The organism is Mycobacterium sp. SMC-4, from assembly GCF_050205565.1.
Classification (GTDB): domain Bacteria; phylum Actinomycetota; class Actinomycetes; order Mycobacteriales; family Mycobacteriaceae; genus Mycobacterium.
In genome coordinates this window covers 183,754-198,738 of record NZ_JBNMQU010000002.1, presented here as the reverse complement: position 1 = coordinate 198,738, position 14,985 = coordinate 183,754, and the positions used below count along the sequence as shown (strand labels likewise).

Below are 14,985 nucleotides of genomic sequence, written 5' to 3'. Positions count from 1 at the left end.
GGATGATCATCCACCGCCCGGAGGTCCGATGACCCAGCTACTTGTCCTGATTCTGGCGCTGCTCATCGGTGTGATCGCGGGACTGCGGACGATGACCGCGCCCGCGGTCGTGGCATGGGGAACCATGTTCGGCTGGGTCGACGTCGGCGACAAGTGGTCGGAATGGATGGCGCATCCGATCACCGTCACCGTGCTGACCATCTTCCTGCTCGCGGAACTGGTCGCCGATCAGCTGCCGAACACGCCCAGTCGCCGCGTTCCGCCGCAGTTCATCGCCCGGCTGATCAGTGGCGGCTTCGCAGGAGCGGTGATCGGCAGCGCGTTCTTCCACACTTTCATCGGCACCGGTGCCGGGATCGTCGGCGCCGTGCTGGGCACGCTGGCCGGAGCCGAACTGCGACGTCGGCTCGCCGAACGCAACAACGGCAAGGACCGCCCGGGCGCCGTTCTCGAAGATGTCGTCGCCGTCGGCGGGGCCTTTGTCATCGTCTTCCTGGTCAGCCTCGTCTAGGGCCGCCACATGACACAACGGTTCGATGCGATCATCGTCGGCGCCGGTCAGGCCGGCCCTCCGTTGGCAGGACGCCTGACCGCCGCCGGCCAGACCGTCGCGGTCATCGAACGCAAACTCGTCGGGGGTACCTGCGTCAACTCCGGCTGCATCCCGACCAAGACGCTGATCGCCAGCGCTCACGCCGCCCATCTGGCCCGTCGCGGCGCGGACTTCGGCGTCGGCACCGGATCGGTCACGGTCGACATGGCCGCGGTCAAGGCGCGCAAGGACCGGATCAGTGTCGGAGACCGCGAAGGCGTCGAGTCGTGGCTCGAAGGCATGGACGGCTGCACCCTGATCCGCGGCCATGCCCGGTTCGAGGATCCCCACACCGTGCGCGTCGGTGACGAACTCCTGGCCGCCGACCGCATCTTCCTCAACGTCGGCGCGCGCGCCGTCGTGCCGGACCTGCCCGGACTCGGCGACGTCGACTACCTGACCAACGTCAGCATCCTCGACCTCGATGTGGTCCCCGAGAATCTGGTCATCATCGGCGGCAGTTACATCGCTCTGGAGTTCGCGCAGATGTATCGCCGCTTCGGGGCGCAGGTGACGGTGGTCGCGAGAGGTGCGCGGCTGACCTCCCGAGAGGATCCCGACGTCTCCGCGGCGATCCGAGACATCCTCGAAGCCGAAGGCATCCGCGTCGTCACCGGCGCCGACGACATCCGGATCAGCAAGCACCCCAACGGTTTCACGCTCAGCCCCGGCGGGGGCGCTGAATCGGTCGACGGCACGCACCTGCTGGTGGCGGTGGGCCGGCGGCCCAACACCGATGACCTGCGCCTGGACGTCGCCGGCGTGGAAACCGACGACCGCGGCCACATCGTCGTCGACGACCAGCTCCGCACCACCGTGGACCACGTGTGGGCGATGGGGGACTGCAACGGGCGCGGCGCATTCACCCACACGTCGTACAACGATTTCGAGATCGTCGCGGCGAACCTGCTCGACGACGACCCGCGCCGGGTCACCGACCGCATCCCCACGTACGCGCTCTACGTCGACCCGCCGCTGGGCAGGGTCGGGATGAGTGTCGAAGAAGTGCGCCGCTCCGGCCGAAAAGCGTTGGTGGCCAAGCGTCCCATGACGCGGGTGGGCCGGGCCGTGGAGAAGGGTGAGACCCGGGGCTTCATGAAGGTGGTCGTCGACGCCGAGACCGAACAGATTCTCGGTGCGGCGATCCTCGGGGTCGGCGGCGACGAGGTGGTGCACACGATCATCGACGTGATGACCGCGAAGTTGCCCTATACGGCGATCTCGCGCACCATGCACATCCACCCGACCGTCAGCGAGCTGCTGCCCACGCTTCTCCAGGATCTCGCGCCGCTCACCTAGCGTGCGTGGCGTAGCAGCCGGAGCTGTCCGATCTCGGCGGCGTTCTTGGTCAACTCGACGGTGACCCACAGGACGGTGTCGGCGACGGTACGGCCGGCGTCGGCACCCCACGGAAAGGTCGCCGGCTCCGCCGCACCTTCCTCGGTGAGCCCGTCGAGCAGCGTCTGCCACCGCGCCGCCAGCGCCCGCAGTCGCGCGACGGCGCCCGCGCCGTCACCCGCCCAGGGGACCTCCGACGGCGGGCGGAGCGGCGCACCGGTCAAGGAGTCGATCGCCGCGCTCCACCAGAAGTCCACATGCCACGTCAGCCAACCGATCGTGGGCACCGGAACAGGATCGGGTTCCACCTCGGCGAAATCCGCACGCCAGAGCCCGTCGTCGCCGCGACGCACCGTCCAGCACAGCGGCCCGGGCTCCCACAGGAAGTCGTCCTCGCCGAGCGCGCTCAGATGGATCTCGGTCAACGCCCAAGCCACCTCGAACTGGCGCCGCACAGCGGTGATCACGGCAGCCGCTGGACCAGCAGGGTCTGTGCGCAGGTGCCGATGAAGCCGTCACGGTCGAAGATCTCCGCGGAGGTGACGCCGATACCGTCCGGCCCGATCGAACCGAGCGCACGCAACCCGAAGTCGGTGCCTTCGGGGAGGCGCAGCAGATGGACGACGGTGTCGGTGTTCATGAACACGAACTTCTGCGGATCCAGCGCGGCGCCGATGCCGTTGGCCGAGTCGACCACCATCGCGAGCCGCTGTACAGCGGTGGTGGGCTCCGAATCCACGAGCGGCACAAGAGGACTCATCCACGCCTCGGCGGCCGAACCGTCGGGTGTGGCCTGCTTGCGCCAGCTGACCGTCTCCAGGTATCCGGGAGCCCCGGCCCAGGCGTGGCTCAATCCGGTGTCGGGCCCCTCCACCAGAGGCGCGTAGCGCGCGCACGCGACGTCGCGGGTGTCGCTGGGCGCGATCAGCCAGGCGCTGACCCGGGCGACGGCGCGCCACGTGCCGTCTGACCGTTCGGCACGCATCTCGGCGACCATCATCGAGATCCGCGCCCCGGGCCGATCCACCCATGCCCGAACACGAACCGGCGCAACGGGTATGGCGCCCAGGATGTCGAGTGTGAGGCGCCCGATCCGCAGACCCGTGCCCGCGGCCAGCTCCTCGATGGCCTTCGTCAGCAGCGCGAGCGGCGGCGAACCGTGCTGGATCTGCGCATCCCAGTTACTGCGGGTGCCGTCCGTGGACGCGAAGACGTCCTCGTCGCCGTCGCGGGACAGTCGGCGATAAAGACAATCGGTCACGCGGCCGGCTCCGCTGCCTGCAGGACAGCATCGGGATCGCCGTCGTCGAAAACCTCCGGCCAGCCCGGATAGGGCGGGGGAGTGCCGCCGAAAGCCGGGCACCGCGCTTGGTGGGCACACCAGTTGCACAGCCGCGATTGGTTCGGGCGGAAATCGCCGGTGGCGCCGGCGGATTGGATGGCGCGCCAGATCGCCATCAGCGTCTTCTCGAAGCGCAGCAGCTCGTCGTGGGTGGGGGTGTAGTCGAGTACCTGACCGTCGGCCAGGTAGAGCAACCGCAGCTTCGCCGGCAGCACACCGCGGGAACGCAGCAGCGCGACCGCGTAGAACTTCATCTGGAACATCGCTTTGAACTCGGCCAGCGCCCGGGCTTCGGGCGGCGCCTTACCGGTCTTGTAGTCGACCACCCGCACCTCACCGGTGGGCGCGACGTCGATACGGTCGACGAAACCGCGCAACAGTGTCCCGTCGGCCAACTCCACTTCGACACGCTGCTCGCAACTCTGGGGATCGAACCGGGTTGGATCCTCCAACCGGTAGTAGCCGGAGAGCAACGTGCGGGCCTGCTCGAGCAGCTCGTCGCGCAGTGCCGGGTCGATGTCGGCGGCCAACGACGGCTGTTCGGCCACCACACGGTCCCAGGCCGGGACCACCAGCGACAGGGCCGTCTCGGGCAGCCGTTGGGCCGCGGGCAGCGCATACAGCTGCTCGAGTGCGGCGTGGACCACGGAGCCGCGGACCTGGGCGGTCGAGGACGGCTCGGGCAGACGGTCGATGGCGCGGAAGCGGTACAGCAACGGGCACTGTTTGAAATCGCCGGCCCGCGACGGAGACAGCGCGGGACGCCGCACCGGATGTTCCGTTCGTCCGTCCATGACCACACCATAGGACCGGCATCGGACAACCCCCGAATAACCATCGCGGCGCGTCTGGTGGCAGGCTGTTCAGTCGTGCGCAGAACTGGTCCGTTTGCCGTCGGTGACCGAGTCCAGCTCACCGACGCCAAAGGCAGGCGCTACACCATGCTGCTCAAGCCGGGCGGCGAGTTCCACACCCACCGCGGCATCATCTCGCTCGACGACGTGGTCGGCCTGCCTGAAGGCAGCGTGATCAAGTCGACCAACGGCGATCAGTTCCTGGTGTTGCGTCCCCTCCTCGTCGACTACGTGATGTCGATGCCGCGCGGCGCGCAGGTCGTCTACCCGAAGGACGCCGCACAGATCGTCCACGAGGGCGACATCTTTCCCGGCGCACGTGTGCTGGAGGCAGGCGCCGGCTCCGGGGCCCTGACGTGTTCGCTGCTGCGTGCCGTCGGACCCGACGGCACCGTGACGTCCTACGAAGTACGCGACGACCACGCCGAGCACGCGGTGCGCAACGTCGAGACGTTCTTCGGTGAACGGCCGCCGAACTGGGAACTGGTGATCGGCGACGTGGGCGCCTACACCGGCGGCGAGGTCGATCGCGTCGTGCTGGACATGCTGGCGCCGTGGGAGATCCTCGACGCCGTCAGTAACGCGCTGGTCGCCGGCGGCGTGCTGATGGTCTACGTCGCGACGGTCACGCAGCTGTCCCGCATCGTCGAGGCGTTGCGCGAGCAGCAGTGCTGGACCGAACCCCGCGCGTGGGAGAGCATGCAGCGCGGCTGGCACGTGGTCGGGTTGGCGGTGCGGCCCGAGCACTCGATGCGCGGACACACCGCGTTCCTGGTCAGTGCGCGAAAGCTGGCACCTGGGGCGGTGGCACCGGTCCCGTTGCGCCGCAAGCGACCGACGGTCTGATCGGTCGGCGTCACTCGTCGGTGCTGCGCTGCAGGCCCCGCCGCACCGACAGCAACTCGAACTCGGGTCGCGCCGCGACCAGGCGCTCGGCGGCGTCCAACACCGTCACCACATGTGCGCGGTCACCGGACACGACCGCCACGCCGACGCCCGCGCGGCGGTGCAGATCCTGCGATCCGGTCTCGGCGGCCGACACCGCGAATCGTCGCTGCAGCTCCGAGATCAGCGGCCGGACCGCCGAGCGCTTCTGCTTCAGCGAGCGCACGTCACCGAGCAACAGGTCGAACTCCAGCCAACCGATCCACATGTCAGCGCGGTGGATCCGCGGGACTCGGCGGCGTCGGGCCGGCGGGACTCGGCGGCGTCGGGCCGGCATCCAGATGCAGGAGCTGATCGGCCGACGTGCGGGTCAGCTGCCAGGCGCCGTCGGTGCGGGCGAACTCCATCGGGGAGGTGAATGCGCCGTTGCCGGGGTTGGCCGTGGCGATCACGACGTTGGCGATCACATGATCCGGGTCCGACGCCGACCACCTTAGATCCCGTGCTTCGAAGGTCAGCGGTAGCGCCCGGTTGTCGCGCAACGCGATCGCAAAGCGATCGAGTGCGTCGGCCTGGGACACGGACGCGCCTTCGATGAGCCCGACCTTCTCGGCGCCGGCGACCCCTGGGTCGGTCAGCCGCCCCAGCACATCGGTCAGCGCCTCCGGCGGCGGCAGCGGCGGACCGTCCGGGACGGGCGGCGGTGCGGGGAGACCCACCGACGGTGCCGGGGAGGTCTCCACCGACGTCGCCGCCGGATGCTCCGATTCATCGGACGCGCAGGCACCGAGCCCGAGCGCCGCCACGATCGTGGCGGCGCTCAGGAAAGCGGTGCGACGCGCCCGCGTCATCTGCGGTAGGGCGTCAGCCCACCGAGGTCATCAGCGCCATGGCGGACTGCTTCGACAGCTGCCAGCCCGTGGGGCTGGGCCCGGCGATGAACGTCAACGGCTGGCTGGCGACCGCACCGCCAGGTGACGTGGCCGTCACGAACGCCGTGGCCACCGGCCCGTTCTGGTCGATGTTGTCGATGGAGAAGCTCAGCGGGAAGTAACCCTTGGCGGCGGCGTTGTTGTAGCCACGGTCGGCCAGGCGGGCCTCGACGGCGCCGAGACCGCCCTGCACGTACGTGGACTTGCCGCCGGTGAACGTACCGGGGCCCTGCAGCGCCGACAATGTGGACAACAGCGGACCCTGCAGGTCAGGGGCCGGTGCGGTGGGCAGCGGGGCAAGAACAGCCGGGCTCGCCGCAGCGGTTCCGGTTCCTACTGCAATCGAGGTCACACCCGCGGCGGCACCCAACACGAATGCGGTTGCCACCCCAGCGGTCAAGCTGGTAACGAGGGGTTTCAGGGTCACGGCTGTCCTTCCGTTGGCCGAACTGATCTTCAGAGGTTAACAAGTGCAGCAGGTGTGTCGAATTCCCAGACCGCACACAATGACTGAATCGCCGGTAGCTTTGAAGTTGTTACCGCACCAACATCCGGTGTGGGAAAGGAGCGCAACATGAGTGAGTCCGAGCGTTCTGAGGCCTCTGGCGTCTTTGGAGCATCTCCCGACAACCATCTGTCCAGCGAAGATGCCGCGGAGCTGGAACAACTACGTCGCGAAGCGGCGCTCCTGCGTGAACAGCTGGAGAACGCCGCCGGCGTGACGGGCAGCCGCAGTGCCCGTGACGTACATCAACTCGAGGCGCGGATCGACTCGCTGGCCGCTCGTAACGCGAAGTTGATGGACACGCTCAAAGAAGCGCGCCAGCAGCTGCTCGCGTTGCGCGAGGAGGTCGACCGGCTCGGCCAACCGCCCAGTGGTTACGGGGTGCTGTTGGGGGTGCAGGACGACGACACCGTCGACGTGTTCACCTCCGGCCGGAAGATGCGGCTGACCTGCTCACCGAACATCGACACCAAGTCGCTCAAACAGGGCCAGACCGTGCGCCTCAACGAGGCGCTGACAGTCGTGGAAGCCGGCAACTTCGAGGCGGTCGGCGAGATCAGCACGCTGCGCGAGATCCTGTCCGACGGGCACCGCGCCCTGGTGGTAGGGCACGCCGACGAGGAGCGCATCGTGTGGCTGGCCGAACCGCTGGTGGCCGCCGAGCACCTGCCCGACGATGCCTATGCAGACGAAGACGATCAGACCGACGACCGGCCGCGCAAGCTCCGCCCCGGCGACTCGCTGCTGGTCGACACCAAGGCCGGCTACGCCTTCGAGCGGATCCCCAAGGCGGAGGTCGAGGATCTGGTCCTCGAAGAGGTTCCCGACGTCGCCTACAACGACATCGGTGGCCTCACCCGGCAGATCGAGCAGATCCGGGACGCGGTCGAGTTGCCGTTCCTGCACAAGGAGCTCTACCGGGAGTACTCGCTGCGCCCGCCCAAGGGTGTGCTGCTCTACGGTCCGCCCGGTTGCGGCAAGACGCTGATCGCCAAGGCGGTGGCCAACTCGCTGGCCAAGAAGATGGCCGAGGTGCGCGGCGACGACGCCCGCGAGGCGAAGAGCTACTTCCTCAACATCAAGGGCCCCGAGCTGCTGAACAAGTTCGTCGGCGAGACCGAACGCCACATCCGGTTGATCTTCCAGCGGGCCCGCGAGAAGGCCTCCGAAGGCACCCCGGTGATCGTGTTCTTCGACGAGATGGATTCGATCTTCCGCACCCGCGGCACCGGGGTCAGCTCGGACGTCGAGACGACGGTCGTGCCGCAGTTGCTCTCGGAGATCGACGGCGTCGAGGGCCTGGAGAACGTCATCGTCATCGGCGCCTCCAACCGCGAGGACATGATCGATCCGGCGATCCTGCGGCCCGGCCGCCTGGACGTCAAGATCAAGATCGAGCGGCCGGACGCCGAGGCGGCGCAGGACATCTTCAGCAAGTACCTGACCGAGGAACTGCCGGTGCACGCCGACGACCTCGCCGAGTTCAACGGCGACCGGGCGGCCTGCATCCAGGGCATGATCCAGAAGGTCGTCGAGCGCATGTACGCCGAGATCGACGACAACCGGTTCCTGGAGGTGACCTACGCCAACGGCGACAAAGAGGTCATGTACTTCAAGGACTTCAACTCCGGTGCGATGATCCAGAACGTCGTCGACCGGGCCAAGAAGTACGCGATCAAGTCGGTGCTCGAGACCGGGCAGCCGGGTCTGCGGATCCAGCATCTTCTCGACTCGATCGTCGACGAGTTCGCCGAGAACGAGGACCTGCCCAACACCACCAACCCGGACGACTGGGCCAGGATCTCGGGCAAGAAGGGCGAGCGGATCGTCTACATCCGCACGCTGGTCACCGGGAAGAGTTCCTCGGCGAGTCGGGCGATCGACACGGAGTCGAACCTGGGTCAGTACCTGTAACGCATCAGGTGCGGGTCTCGAGTTCGAGGTAGGCGTCGCGGCCGGCCAGACTGACCGCGACGTCGGAGATCAGTGGGTCGAAGAACCGCTGCCGGTAGAGCGGGTCGACGCTCGTGCTGACGGTGAAGTACAGGCCGGACAGCACGGCGACGAACAGCGACATGTGCACGACGGTCTGCGGGATCGGGATGTGGATGCCGAACCACGTTCCCGCGCAGGGCGGTTCGCCGACCGCGCAGCTCTGCTCGGCGGCCCACAGCACGCTGACGTCATCGGGCACGGCGACGACGCCGAGAGCCAGGAAGAACGCGAACAGACCCGCGGTGAACAGCACCACCTGAATCGCCTGCGCCACCACCATGACGGCGATCACGTTGAGCTGTTCGGCCACCGACAGCGGCGGCGCCGCATGCGCGACGACACCGCGCGACTGCAGCGGCGTCCCGGTGAGCAGCGCGTCGGGATCGGACTGTGCCGAGCGGTCCTCGCGCAGGGCGCGGACCTCGTCGCGGATCGTGGCGACCATGAACACCAGCGCCACCAGGCTGAAGAAACCGATGGTCTGCCACAGCCGCTCGCGACTCATCCGGGCGGACAGCTGCCACAGTTCGCCGGTGAAGTAGACCACCACGGTCAGCATGAGCAGCGGCAGTGCCCGGCTCATCAGCGTGCCCAACGCGCCGAGCTGCACCCAGGCGAAGCGGAACGCCCACAGCGCGATCGAACCGAAGCCCAGATAGGTCAACCAGATCGCAGCCAGGGAGATGATCAGGAAGACCGGCACCTCCGCTGCGGAGGAGCGTGACCATCCGTCGACGGTCAGCGGCATCACCACCACGAAGATCGTCATCACCAACACCGCGGCCCACCGGCGCAGCGTCTCCCCGCCGCGGGTGCCCGACCGGTGCAGCAGCTCGAGTGCGAACGGCGCCACCAACAGCACCACGCCGATGAGCGCCAGCCGCGCCGCGTATCCGTAGTCGGGCTGCGGTCCGGTCAGGTCGGCCAGCAGCATGGTCACCGCCGTGAGGGCGCCGACGACGCTGATCATCGGTGCCGAGCGCTGGACGAGTTTGCGGGCCCGTACCCGTCGGGTCAGTACCAGCGGCAGTCCGCGATGCAGAAACCACTGGTGGACCTGCCGCATGTCCGACACGGGCACATTGTCAGTCGCAGGCTGCTGTGCAGCAAATTCGTATCGATGTCTAGGGTGGTCGGTATGCAGAGGATCATCGGAACGGAGGTCGAGTACGGCATCTCATCGCCGTCTGATCCGACCGCGAATCCGATCTTGACGTCCACGCAGGCGGTGCTCGCCTACGCGGCAGCCGCCGGCATCCAGCGCGCCAAGCGGACCCGGTGGGATTACGAGGTGGAATCGCCGCTGCGCGACGCCCGCGGCTTCGACCTGAGCCGGTCGTCGGGTCCGCCGCCGATCGTCGACGCCGACGAGGTCGGCGCGGCCAACATGATCCTGACCAACGGGGCCCGGCTGTACGTCGACCACGCGCACCCGGAGTATTCGGCGCCCGAGTGCACCGATCCGATGGACGCGGTCATCTGGGACAAGGCCGGTGAGCGCGTGATGGAGGCCGCGGCCCGCCACGTCGCCAGCGTGCCCGGCGCGGTGAAGCTGCAGCTGTACAAGAACAACGTCGACGGCAAGGGCGCGTCCTACGGCTCGCACGAGAACTACCTGATGAGTCGCCACACCCCGTTCTCGGCGGTGATCGCGGGTCTGACACCGTTCTTCGTCTCGCGGCAGGTGGTGACCGGCTCCGGGCGCGTCGGAATCGGCCCGTCCGGCGACGAGCCCGGGTTCCAGCTGTCCCAGCGCGCCGACTACATCGAGGTCGAGGTCGGCCTCGAGACCACCCTCAAGCGCGGGATCATCAACACTCGCGACGAGCCGCACGCCGACGCCGACAAATACCGGCGGCTGCACGTCATCATCGGCGATGCCAACCTCGCCGAGACCTCGACCTACCTGAAGTTGGGCACCACCTCGCTGGTGCTCGACCTCATCGAGGAAGGTGTCGATCTCAGCGACCTGGCGCTGGCGCGGCCCGTCCACGCCGTGCACGTGATCAGCCGGGACCCGTCGCTGCGGGCGACGGTGGCGCTGGCCGACGGCCGCGAGCTGACCGGGCTGGCGCTGCAGCGCATCTATCTCGACCGGGTCGCCAAGCTGGTCGACAGCCGCGACCCCGACCCGCGCGCGAGCCACGTGGTCGAAACGTGGGCCCACGTCCTCGATCTGCTCGAGCGTGACCCGATGGAGTGTGCCGACCTGCTGGACTGGCCGGCCAAGCTCCGTCTGCTCGAAGGGTTCCGGCAGCGCGAGAACCTCAACTGGAACGCGCCCCGACTGCATCTGGTCGATCTGCAGTACTCGGACGTCCGGCTCGACAAGGGCCTCTACAACCGGTTGGTGGCCCGCGGCTCGATGAAGCGTCTGGTCACCGAGCAACAGGTGCTCGACGCGGTGGACAATCCGCCGACCGACACCCGGGCGTACTTCCGGGGCGAGTGCCTGCGCCGCTTCGGCGCCGACATCGCGGCGGCCAGCTGGGATTCGGTGATCTTCGACCTCGGCGGCGATTCGCTGGTACGGATCCCGACGCTCGAGCCGCTGCGCGGCAGCAAGTCGCACGTGGGGGCGCTGCTGGAGTCCGTCGACAGCGCTGTCGAGCTCGTCGAGCAACTGACGACGACGTAGGTCGAGCTATCTCCGGCAATCTCGTGGCCGACCGGTAGTGTGGAGGAACTGGCGGGCGAGGGACTACGCCCCCCACGGTGAAGACTGACGCAGGAGGCAGCGATGGCTCAGGAGCAGACCAAGCGCGGCGGCGGAGGCGGCGAAGACGACGACCTGACCGGCAGCACCGCCGCGGGCCAGGAGCGTCGCGAGAAGCTGGCCGAGGACACCGACGATCTGCTCGATGAGATCGACGATGTCCTGGAGGAGAACGCCGAGGACTTCGTCCGTGCCTACGTGCAGAAGGGTGGACAGTGACCTGGCCGCATGACGCTCGCTCGGCCTTTCCCTCCGCTCTACCTCTGTCGCCCACCGGCGTGAACTTGTCGTCGTTCAGCGATTTTCTGCGCCACCAGGCGCCGCACCTGCTGCCCACGGCGGGCACCGCGTCCCCTGGACTGCCGACCGAATCGGTGCCGCACGGCACCACGATCGTGGCGCTGAAGTTCCCCGGCGGCGTGGTGATGGCCGGCGATCGGCGCGCCACGCAGGGGCACATGATCGCCAGCCGGGATGTGCAGAAGGTCTACATCACCGACGACTACACCGTCACCGGCATCGCGGGCACCGCGGCCATCGCCGTCGAGTTCGCCCGTCTGTACGCGGTGGAACTCGAGCACTACGAGAAGATCGAGGGCGTGGCCCTGACCTTCCCCGGCAAGGTCAACCGCCTGGCCACGATGGTGCGGAGCAATCTCGGTGCGGCACTGCAGGGTTTCGTGGCGTTGCCGCTGCTGGCCGGTTACGACCTCGACGACCCGAACCCCGAGGCGGCAGGCCGCATCGTGTCGTTCGACGCCGCGGGTGGCCACAACCTCGAAGAGGAGGGCTATCAATCGGTCGGGTCGGGCTCGATCTTCGCCAAGTCGTCGATGAAGAAGCTCTACTCGCAGGTGACCGACGCTGATTCCGCGTTGCGGGTGGCCATCGAAGCTCTCTACGACGCCGCCGACGACGACTCCGCCACCGGCGGACCGGATCTGGTGCGCGGCATCTACCCGACGGCGGTGGTGATCACCGCCGACGGCGCCGTCGAGGTGACCGAGGGCCAGATCGCCGCAGTGTGTCGTCAGATCATCGAGAGTCGTTCGCGGGCCGACACTTTCGGTCCCGACGCCCAGCCGCGAGGTGACGCGTCATGAGCTTCCCGTACTTCATCTCGCCCGAACAGGCGATGCGTGAGCGTTCCGAGTTGGCGCGCAAGGGCATTGCCCGGGGGCGCAGCGTGGTCGCGCTGGCCTACGCCGACGGCGTGCTGTTCGTCGCGGAGAACCCGTCGCGTTCCCTGCAGAAGGTCAGCGAGCTCTACGACCGCGTCGGCTTCGCCGCCGTGGGCCGGTTCAACGAGTTCAACAACCTGCGCAGCGGCGGCATCCGCTTCGCCGACACCCAGGGCTACGCGTACTCGCGGCGGGACGTCACCGGCCGCCAGCTGGCCAACGTGTACGCGCAGACGCTCGGCACGATCTTCACCGAGCAGGCCAAGCCTTATGAGGTGGAGCTCTGCGTGGCCGAGGTGGCGCACTACGGCGAAACCAAACCGCCTGAGCTGTACCGGATCACCTACGACGGATCCATCGCCGACGAACCGCATTTCGTGGTGATGGGCGGCACCACGGAGCCGATCATCACGGCGCTCAACGAGTCCTACACCGAGAACGCCTCCCTGGACGAGGCGGTGCCGATCGCGGTGGCGGCGCTCAGCGCGGGCGGCAACGGTGCCGAGGCGCGCACGCTGGGCCCGGCCACGCTGGAGGTCGCCATCCTCGACGCGAACCGGCCACGGCGCGCGTTCCGCCGGATCACCGGTTCGGCGCTGGAAGCGCTTCTGCCGGAGCAGGATTCGGCTGCCGCGGCCGAGCCGGCGGGCGACCAGTCCTAGGGCACGCCGACGGTGGCGGCCTGTTCGCCGGAGATGACCGCCAGGATGGTCCGCCACGCGTCGGAGGGCCGGTTGAGCATCCCGCTGTGCGCGTCCCAGCCGGCGACCCAGCTGCCGTCGTCGTAGCGACCGGTGGATAGTGCTGTCACACCGGGCATCTCGTCGGGATCGCGGCCGTGCGGTCCACCGGGGAAGCCCTGCACCAGCTCGATGAAGTCGCCGGGTGCGGTCATCGAGAACCGTCGCACGTGCGGGTTGCGGTTGTGCCAGTCCGACGGGTCGTCTACGCCGACACCGGCTCCGGCGGCGGCCAGGAACACCGTCCGGTCCGACGTCAGCCCCAGGGTCTCGGCGGTCCCGACGATGGCGCCGCCGTACGAATGCCCCAGTACGGTCACCGGAACACCCGGCGGCACAACACGTTCCACGTCTTCGCTGAACGCGACGAGTCGCGGGGCCATCTGCAGCGCATAGTCGGGGTCGGCGGCGTGGCGCAGGACGTCGACGGGGTCGTCGACCTGCGGGAACGGCCCGCCCAGGTAGGTGATCATCGCGACCGTGCCGCGGCTGCCCGCGACGAAGCGGCGCGCGGTGGCGGTGTTGGCCGCTGAACCTTCCATCGTGGTGTTGACCCCGGGGACCAGCACACCCACGCCCGTCGCGCCGTCCAGTTCGCCGTGCAGTTCGACCAGTGACGCCCGTCCCGGATCGAACGCGAGGATCTGACGCGGGATCCGGCCACCGTCGCCGGCAGGATCGTCGACCTCGCCGAGCAGGTCCCGGTACAGGGCCTGACGGCGCCGCGAGCCGTCGTCTCGGCCGTCCTCGGCCAGGATCGCGGACGCGATGTTCACCCGGTTGGCCTGCACGCGCATCGGCCACGGCACGCCGTCGGTGTTGCCGACCTGGCGCGGGAACCCGGCGATCAACTGCTCGCGCTGATGCGGGGTCATGTCGGCGATCTGGGCGGCGATGCGGTCCTGGCTCATCGCCGGCCACGCGTCCACGACATCAGCGGCCTGCACGGGCCACGCCCCTGCCGGGACCGTGGCCGCCGCCGGAGGGGTCGTCGGCGCCGAGGCGAACGCGGCAGCGATGTCGTCGGCCGCATCGGCGTCGGCGTCGCCGAGTCGCTGCAGCGCGCCGGCCAGCTCGACGGTCAGCCGCGCTGCGCGAGCTTCGAGCATGCCCGCGGCCACCTCGGCGTTGCCGCCGGCCATCATCTGCAGAAGGGACCCCGGATCGCCGTGCGCGCGTACCGTGCCGTCCTCGTCGAGCCACAGGCCGTCGCGGTGAGCCGCATCGGCCAGCGCGAGAACCTGCCTGCGGGTTGCTCCGATCCGGTCGGCGCCGTCGTGGGCGGCCACCGACGCGGCGATCAGGATGCGTGCGGCGGCCGCGGCGTCGTCGGCGATCCGGCCGGCCCGGCGGCGGGCTGCGTCGGCGGCCGCGCCGGTCCACTGCCGGCCACCACGGTCGACCTCGACGAGCGCGGCGTCGACATCGGCGAGCAGACGCCGCGCCGCCTCGTCCCACTGGTCGCCGAGCCGCGCCAGCGCGTCGGGATCCCAGGCCCGCGCCTGTGACAGGGTCGGAGGGCTCACGGCCCACCGAACCGGGCGCCGTTGGCGTGGTCGGTCCCGGCGAACGCGCCGGCCGCATCCCGGGCGGCGGCGGCCCAGCTGCGCAACCCGATCGCCACCTCCTGGACCCGACGTGCGATCGGCTGTGCCTCGGTCGCCGCGCTGACCACCGAGCCGGGCAACGCCTCCGGCGCCAGTTGCGGCCAGTCGGAGGTTGCGACGTGGTCGGCCGCGTCGTCCATCCGGGCGGCCAGACGGTACAGGTGATCGGCGTCGACGTGGGTGATTTCCGCCATGGCTCATGCTGGCAGGCGGGCCGCACTGGCCACCCGGGTTATCCACAGGCCGAACAACTCCGCGGTGTCGGCCACCGCACCGGCCGAGCAACCAGTAGTCTCGA

General features: G+C 68.9%; 17 protein-coding genes. 8 read left to right on the top strand and 9 right to left on the bottom strand.

Annotation, left to right across the window (positions count from 1 at the left end):
- The first annotated feature begins 28 nt into the window (after window positions 1-28).
- Together ACQI46_RS05715 and ACQI46_RS05710 are read left to right on the top strand one after the other, a co-directional pair.
- A complete protein-coding gene (locus ACQI46_RS05715) occupies window positions 29-511 on the top strand; it encodes a DUF4126 family protein (protein WP_427093005.1) in 483 nt (160 codons plus the stop codon).
- Between the two features lie 9 nt (window positions 512-520).
- Window positions 521-1,891 (top strand): FAD-containing oxidoreductase, encoded by a 1,371-nt coding sequence (locus ACQI46_RS05710; RefSeq protein ID WP_427093004.1) that lies wholly within the window; start codon window positions 521-523, stop codon window positions 1,889-1,891.
- On the opposite strand, the gene ACQI46_RS05705 is transcribed toward ACQI46_RS05710, so the two are convergent.
- The 3 genes from ACQI46_RS05705 to ACQI46_RS05695 are packed head-to-tail and all read right to left on the bottom strand — an operon-like array spanning window position 1,888 to window position 4,066.
- On the bottom strand, window positions 1,888-2,397 hold the full coding sequence (locus tag ACQI46_RS05705) for a DinB family protein (protein WP_427093003.1): 510 nt from the start codon (window positions 2,395-2,397) through the stop codon (window positions 1,888-1,890). The two genes, ACQI46_RS05710 and ACQI46_RS05705, sit on opposite strands and share 4 nt — an antisense overlap.
- The gene (locus tag ACQI46_RS05700; RefSeq protein ID WP_427093002.1) at window positions 2,394-3,191 is read right to left on the bottom strand and encodes a thioesterase family protein; all 798 of its coding nucleotides are present in this window, start codon (window positions 3,189-3,191) and stop codon (window positions 2,394-2,396) included. The genes ACQI46_RS05705 and ACQI46_RS05700 overlap by 4 nt, the downstream gene beginning before the upstream one ends.
- Window positions 3,188-4,066 (bottom strand): RecB family exonuclease, encoded by an 879-nt coding sequence (locus tag ACQI46_RS05695; RefSeq protein ID WP_427093001.1) that lies wholly within the window; start codon window positions 4,064-4,066, stop codon window positions 3,188-3,190. The genes ACQI46_RS05700 and ACQI46_RS05695 overlap by 4 nt, the downstream gene beginning before the upstream one ends.
- A 75-nt stretch (window positions 4,067-4,141) precedes the next feature.
- Here ACQI46_RS05695 and ACQI46_RS05690 point away from each other — a divergent pair, with 75 nt between their 5' ends.
- The gene (locus tag ACQI46_RS05690; protein ID WP_427093000.1) at window positions 4,142-4,972 is read left to right on the top strand and encodes a tRNA (adenine-N1)-methyltransferase; all 831 of its coding nucleotides are present in this window, start codon (window positions 4,142-4,144) and stop codon (window positions 4,970-4,972) included.
- 10 nt (window positions 4,973-4,982) lie between these two features.
- Here ACQI46_RS05690 and ACQI46_RS05685 read toward each other — a convergent pair whose 3' ends face one another.
- Genes ACQI46_RS05685 through ACQI46_RS05675 form a run of 3 tightly spaced genes read right to left on the bottom strand, consistent with a single transcriptional unit; the run spans window position 4,983 to window position 6,370 of the window.
- Window positions 4,983-5,279, bottom strand: coding sequence for a DUF503 domain-containing protein (locus ACQI46_RS05685; RefSeq protein WP_427092999.1), 297 nt, complete (start codon window positions 5,277-5,279; stop codon window positions 4,983-4,985).
- Window position 5,280: 1 nt separating this feature from the next.
- Window positions 5,281-5,862: a hypothetical protein gene (locus ACQI46_RS05680; RefSeq protein WP_427092998.1), complete on the bottom strand. Its 582-nt coding sequence runs from the start codon at window positions 5,860-5,862 to the stop codon at window positions 5,281-5,283.
- Between the two features lie 13 nt (window positions 5,863-5,875).
- Complete coding sequence (locus ACQI46_RS05675; RefSeq protein ID WP_427092997.1) at window positions 5,876-6,370, bottom strand: hypothetical protein; 495 nt, start codon at window positions 6,368-6,370, stop codon at window positions 5,876-5,878.
- 147 nt (window positions 6,371-6,517) lie between these two features.
- On the opposite strand from ACQI46_RS05675, the gene arc reads away from it, so the two are divergent.
- A complete protein-coding gene (gene arc / locus ACQI46_RS05670) occupies window positions 6,518-8,362 on the top strand; it encodes a proteasome ATPase (protein ID WP_427092996.1) in 1,845 nt (614 codons plus the stop codon).
- 4 nt (window positions 8,363-8,366) lie between these two features.
- On the opposite strand, the gene ACQI46_RS05665 is transcribed toward arc, so the two are convergent.
- Entirely contained in the window at window positions 8,367-9,509 is a 1,143-nt protein-coding gene (locus ACQI46_RS05665) for a hypothetical protein (RefSeq protein ID WP_427093194.1), read from the bottom strand.
- A 72-nt stretch (window positions 9,510-9,581) separates the two neighbouring features.
- Here ACQI46_RS05665 and dop point away from each other — a divergent pair, with 72 nt between their 5' ends.
- From dop to prcA, 4 genes are all read left to right on the top strand, one after another.
- Complete coding sequence (gene dop / locus ACQI46_RS05660) at window positions 9,582-11,081, top strand: depupylase/deamidase Dop (protein WP_427092995.1); 1,500 nt, start codon at window positions 9,582-9,584, stop codon at window positions 11,079-11,081.
- Window positions 11,082-11,183: 102 nt separating this feature from the next.
- The gene (locus ACQI46_RS05655) at window positions 11,184-11,378 is read left to right on the top strand and encodes a ubiquitin-like protein Pup (RefSeq protein WP_064393943.1); all 195 of its coding nucleotides are present in this window, start codon (window positions 11,184-11,186) and stop codon (window positions 11,376-11,378) included.
- Entirely contained in the window at window positions 11,375-12,262 is an 888-nt protein-coding gene (gene prcB, locus ACQI46_RS05650; protein ID WP_427092994.1) for a proteasome subunit beta, read from the top strand. Before ACQI46_RS05655 ends, prcB begins: the two co-directional genes overlap by 4 nt.
- Window positions 12,259-13,002 (top strand): proteasome subunit alpha, encoded by a 744-nt coding sequence (prcA, locus tag ACQI46_RS05645; RefSeq protein ID WP_427092993.1) that lies wholly within the window; start codon window positions 12,259-12,261, stop codon window positions 13,000-13,002. Before prcB ends, prcA begins: the two co-directional genes overlap by 4 nt.
- Here the strand turns inward: prcA and ACQI46_RS05640 are convergent.
- Window positions 12,999-14,606 carry an alpha/beta hydrolase gene (locus ACQI46_RS05640; RefSeq protein ID WP_427092992.1) on the bottom strand — a complete coding sequence of 536 codons (1,608 nt, stop codon included), beginning with the start codon at window positions 14,604-14,606 and terminating at the stop codon, window positions 12,999-13,001. The two genes, prcA and ACQI46_RS05640, sit on opposite strands and share 4 nt — an antisense overlap.
- Complete coding sequence (locus ACQI46_RS05635) at window positions 14,603-14,881, bottom strand: DUF7162 family protein (RefSeq protein WP_427092991.1); 279 nt, start codon at window positions 14,879-14,881, stop codon at window positions 14,603-14,605. The genes ACQI46_RS05640 and ACQI46_RS05635 overlap by 4 nt, the downstream gene beginning before the upstream one ends.
- Window positions 14,882-14,985 lie beyond the last annotated feature (104 nt).

Excerpts from the sequence above, each read along its gene's own strand:
- ACQI46_RS05715 (WP_427093005.1), top strand. The coding sequence starts at position 29 with ATGACCCAGCTACTTGTCCTGATTCTGGCGCTGCTCATCGGTGTGATC.
- ACQI46_RS05710 (WP_427093004.1), top strand. The coding sequence starts at position 521 with ATGACACAACGGTTCGATGCGATCATCGTCGGCGCCGGTCAGGCCGGC.
- ACQI46_RS05695 (WP_427093001.1), bottom strand. The coding sequence starts at position 4,066 with ATGGACGGACGAACGGAACATCCGGTGCGGCGTCCCGCGCTGTCTCCG.
- ACQI46_RS05685 (WP_427092999.1), bottom strand. The coding sequence starts at position 5,279 with ATGTGGATCGGTTGGCTGGAGTTCGACCTGTTGCTCGGTGACGTGCGC.
- ACQI46_RS05680 (WP_427092998.1), bottom strand. The coding sequence starts at position 5,862 with ATGACGCGGGCGCGTCGCACCGCTTTCCTGAGCGCCGCCACGATCGTG.
- arc (WP_427092996.1), top strand. The coding sequence starts at position 6,518 with ATGAGTGAGTCCGAGCGTTCTGAGGCCTCTGGCGTCTTTGGAGCATCT.
- ACQI46_RS05665 (WP_427093194.1), bottom strand. The coding sequence starts at position 9,509 with ATGCGGCAGGTCCACCAGTGGTTTCTGCATCGCGGACTGCCGCTGGTA.
- dop (WP_427092995.1), top strand. The coding sequence starts at position 9,582 with ATGCAGAGGATCATCGGAACGGAGGTCGAGTACGGCATCTCATCGCCG.
- ACQI46_RS05655 (WP_064393943.1), top strand. The coding sequence starts at position 11,184 with ATGGCTCAGGAGCAGACCAAGCGCGGCGGCGGAGGCGGCGAAGACGAC.
- prcA (WP_427092993.1), top strand. The coding sequence starts at position 12,259 with ATGAGCTTCCCGTACTTCATCTCGCCCGAACAGGCGATGCGTGAGCGT.
- ACQI46_RS05635 (WP_427092991.1), bottom strand. The coding sequence starts at position 14,881 with ATGGCGGAAATCACCCACGTCGACGCCGATCACCTGTACCGTCTGGCC.